General features: G+C 65.0%; 7 protein-coding genes. 2 read left to right on the forward strand and 5 right to left on the reverse strand.

Annotation, left to right across the window (positions count from 1 at the left end):
- From ACLP4W_RS05050 to ACLP4W_RS05070, 5 genes are all read right to left on the reverse strand, one after another.
- Nucleotides 1-182 (reverse strand): hypothetical protein (locus ACLP4W_RS05050; RefSeq protein WP_442384735.1); only part of this gene is annotated, 182 nt, incomplete at its 3' end.
- A 596-nt stretch (nt 183-778) separates the two neighbouring features.
- Nucleotides 779-1168, reverse strand: coding sequence for a DUF1330 domain-containing protein (locus ACLP4W_RS05055; RefSeq protein ID WP_442384737.1), 390 nt, complete (start codon nt 1166-1168; stop codon nt 779-781).
- A gap of 40 nt (nt 1169-1208) precedes the next feature.
- Complete coding sequence (locus ACLP4W_RS05060) at nt 1209-1457, reverse strand: hypothetical protein (protein WP_442384739.1); 249 nt, start codon at nt 1455-1457, stop codon at nt 1209-1211.
- Nucleotides 1458-1463: 6 nt separating this feature from the next.
- Nucleotides 1464-1964, reverse strand: coding sequence for an SRPBCC family protein (locus ACLP4W_RS05065; protein WP_442384741.1), 501 nt, complete (start codon nt 1962-1964; stop codon nt 1464-1466).
- 72 nt (nt 1965-2036) lie between these two features.
- Nucleotides 2037-2486 carry an SRPBCC family protein gene (locus ACLP4W_RS05070; RefSeq protein WP_442384743.1) on the reverse strand — a complete coding sequence of 150 codons (450 nt, stop codon included), beginning with the start codon at nt 2484-2486 and terminating at the stop codon, nt 2037-2039.
- A gap of 204 nt (nt 2487-2690) precedes the next feature.
- Here ACLP4W_RS05070 and ACLP4W_RS05075 point away from each other — a divergent pair, with 204 nt between their 5' ends.
- Nucleotides 2691-3050, forward strand: coding sequence for a YciI family protein (locus tag ACLP4W_RS05075; protein ID WP_442384745.1), 360 nt, complete (start codon nt 2691-2693; stop codon nt 3048-3050).
- The coding region (locus tag ACLP4W_RS05080; RefSeq protein WP_442384747.1) for an RNA polymerase sigma factor at nt 3040-3636 on the forward strand (597 nt) is incomplete at its 3' end. The genes ACLP4W_RS05075 and ACLP4W_RS05080, both read left to right, overlap by 11 nt.

The following is a 3636-nucleotide window of genomic DNA, read 5'->3' on the forward strand; positions in this document are numbered from 1 at the left end:
GAACCCGCGCACACCGCTTTGAGGGGTGTGCCTGCTTTGGGCTGAACGTTCGTACCGGGAATTGGGGGCGGGGGGTTGAAGCGAAGCGATTTGGTCATATGATGCCAGCGGAAAACTTCTAGGTAGAGCGTGTACCAGCAGAATATCCAGACGATGCCACTGATCCAGCGCAGCCACCTCATCGTCATAGCCTCCTCTAATTGAGTTCGCTGCGCACAAATCCGGCTGACAAGTCCGGTCGTGGTCCCGCCCATCTGTGAAGGTCACCTGACCGGTGAAGTTCCAGTCCAGCCTACTGGCGGAAACTGCCGGAGTGCTGCGCTGTCTTCGCCGCGCGGCCCGGTGCGACCGTGCGGCAGTTCGCAAAGGCGCGCCTGAATGGTCTCGTACGCCTCCTGGGTCACTCCGGGACGGCCCGCGATCAGTGACTAGCTGCCCATCGGCCCACTGCTTCTATTGCTCGAACATGGCCCGCACGCTCGTCCCGGCCGCCTCGGCCATTTGGTCCGGGGGTGGCGCCTGCGAGCAGCGGCCGGTACATGCTGATCGGCAGCCATCGAGTCAGCCACTCTGCCGAACGGTCATCAGCGCCAGCTCTTCGAGATGGTGCTCTGGCTCGTGCCGTGCAGGAACGCCGGCTGTGCGCTTGCCCATCGGCCGCAGGACGGCAGGGTGTGGCGGGGCCCTGCGTCAGTCACGGAAGGTGCGAAGCGGCCGATCAACGGTTCCGGCCGTCGTCGTCCTGGTCCCCGGAATGAGAAACGATCTGTCCGGTGGTTCACGGGTGAGCAGGAGGTCTCGTGTTGCCAGGCATCTGATTCGTCCTAACGCCCTCCACAAAAATTAGCAGGCGACCCCTAAATGCGGCTGGAGTGAGGTTACGCGCCTCCGCGTATTCGGGCGAGTAATACCAAGCCTTCGCGTCTTCCATTGAGGGAAATTCGACCACCGAGAGGTGATTCGATGGCGACTCTCCTTCGACAACTACTGGCTCAGTGTTTGAGACGATGAAACGGCCATCGAAATGCTCAATTGCGGGGCCAGCTAGTTCGGCGTATCGTTTGACTGTTGATTCGTCCGCAAATCCCTCTAATGCTGAGATTACATACGCGACAGGTTGTTGAGGCCTATCCCCTCTGTCCCCACCTCTATCGGGCCTTTCATTCATTTATCCTCCTCTTAGCTTTACCTATAGGGAATATGCCCCGTCAGATGTAAACCCTATTTTGTTTGCGTGCCTGCTTTTGGAGTCTGCACCACGCGGTAATGGCTGTCGGCGAGTTCCGATCGGCCGCGTTATTGCCTTGCACGCTGGCGTTCCAGAGCTGATCCTTCACCTGCCGGACTCGACCGCGACCGACGATGAGCGCTCTGCCCCGGCGCGCCAGGAGCACCTCACTCAGCCAGTCCCGCTCGTCTTCCCGCAGCGGCGGCATCTCGTACGCCTGCTCGGGCATGTGCGATCACATTGAGCGTCGCCTGATCGCCGCCTCGAGGTTGTCGAGCTCGTTGCCGCGATGGGCGCGGTGCTGCTGCGTCCAGGTTTCGTCGTGGAGGGGATCGACCGTCATGACCAGTTTCGTGCGGTCACCGGCGGGCTCGATGTCGATGGTCGTCAGGTGCTCGTACGGCTCGTGGCCGGGCACGAAGTCGATCAGTGACAGGTAGGCGAGGCGGGCCGGCGATGCGACCTCGGTGAACGTCTTACGCACCTCAGCCGAGAGCGGATTGCCGGTGTTCCGCATGAACGCGACCTGTTCTGGCGCGGTCGCCGTCATGGTATACCGCAGCTGACCGCCGGGCCTCAGCTCGAGATCGCTCACCCGGCTTTCGAAGCCGTCGGGGGCAAACCACTCCCCGAGGCCGGCGGCGGTGGTCCACAGCTCCCAGATGAGCTCCGCTGGAGCGTCGTACGTGCGCTCGAGCCGCGCGGCGTCCGGGCTGGGCGTAGGTTCGATGGTCATCGATTCTCCTTGGTTGGTTGGGTTGGGTCAGCGTAAGAACGACGGGACGGCCGGCGCTTCCGTGGGCTGTGTTCAGTCCCAGCGGCTGATTTCGCCGGCGGGATAGGCTGCGAACGCGTCGCTTTCGGCGCCGGTCTTGAGGCTGGCGAGGTAGGCGCCCCAGTTGGTGCTGCATCCGCTCATGAATTCGCTGGCCTGTTGCCAGTCGGCGTGGGTGAACAGAAGTGTGGTGCCGCCGTGGCCGCTGGGTCGGAGGGTGAAGGTGATCCGGGTGTCGATCCAGGTGTCGGGTCCGTCGGTGACCTGCCACACCACGTGGTCTGGGGTGTCGGTTAGAACCTGCATGACGGTGGCGGGCTTCTCGGCGTCGCCGAAGTAGACACTGAAGCTGGAGCCGATGGTGTGTTCGCCGGTGAGCGGCCGCCCGGTCCACCAGCGGGCGATGCCGTCGGTGCTGGCGATGAGGTCGTGTACCCGCTGCGGCGGGGCGTCGATGCTAATGCGGTGCAGGATGTCAGGCATTGCGGGTTCCTTCGGTTAGCCGGCGACGAGGACGTCGGCCGGGTCGGTGTGGACGGTTGCGTGCCGTCTCCTGTCGGGCGGATCTGCAGCATTGACGAACGGCCAGGCACCGGACGGACACCGCCGGCGCGGAAAATCTCCTCGGTGATTGCTGTCCGTCCACGGCGACGCCGTTCGTCTGATATTTGAAACCGGCATCGACCCGTGACTGGAGGACTCATGCAGTACGCTTTGCTGGCCTACGCCCCACCCGAGGACACGGACCGGGCAAAACGCCCGATTCCGGGCAGCCTTGCCGCCCTGCTCGACCGACCGAACGTCACCGGCTGGGCCCGCCTGCACGCTGATGAGTCGGCGACGACGCTGCGCAACGACGACGGACGGATGCTGCTGACCGACGGGCCGTTCATCGACAGCAAGGAGTACCTCGCCGGCCTGTTCCTGATCGAGGCCGACAACCTCGACGGGGCACTCGCTCTCGCCGAGGAACTGCTCCAGGAGACCAGGCCCGGTGTCGCGATCGAGGTGCGGCCCCTCCTCGACGGACGCCTCCGTGGTGCTTGACGCCGTCTTCCGCGACCAGTGGGGCCGCGTGCTGGCCACACTGGTCGGCATCCTGGGCGACATCGAGGTGGCCGAAGACGCGGCCGCCGAGGCGTTCGCCATCGCCGCCGAACGCTGGCCACGCGACGGGGAACCGGCCAACCCCACCGGCTGGTTGATCACGACCGCGCGTAACCGCGCCATCGACCAGCTGCGCCGCCAGCAGGTCCTGGTCGCGAAGACGACGCTGCTCGCCCGCGACCTCGAGGCCGGGCCACAGCCACCGGAGGCTCTCATGGACGACGCCGCCACCATCCCGGACGAGCGGCTGGAGCTGATCTTTACCTGCTGTCACCCGGCACTCGCCCTCGAGGCGCAGGTGGCGCTCACCCTGCGCACCCTCGGCGGCCTGTCCACCGACGAGATCGCGCTGGCGTTCCTCGTCCCGTTTGAGACCATGAGCAAGCGACTGACCAGGGCCAAGCACAAGATCCGCGACGCGGGCATCCCGTTCGCCGTGCCGCCCGATCACCAGCTACCCGACCGGCTGGCGGCCGTCCTCGCCGTGGTCTACCTGATCTTCAACCAGGGCTGGGGCGGCGGCCGC

The sequence above is a fragment of the Mycobacterium sp. genome (assembly GCF_052145595.1).
In the GTDB taxonomy this organism is placed as follows: Bacteria; Actinomycetota; Actinomycetes; order Mycobacteriales; family Mycobacteriaceae; genus Mycobacterium.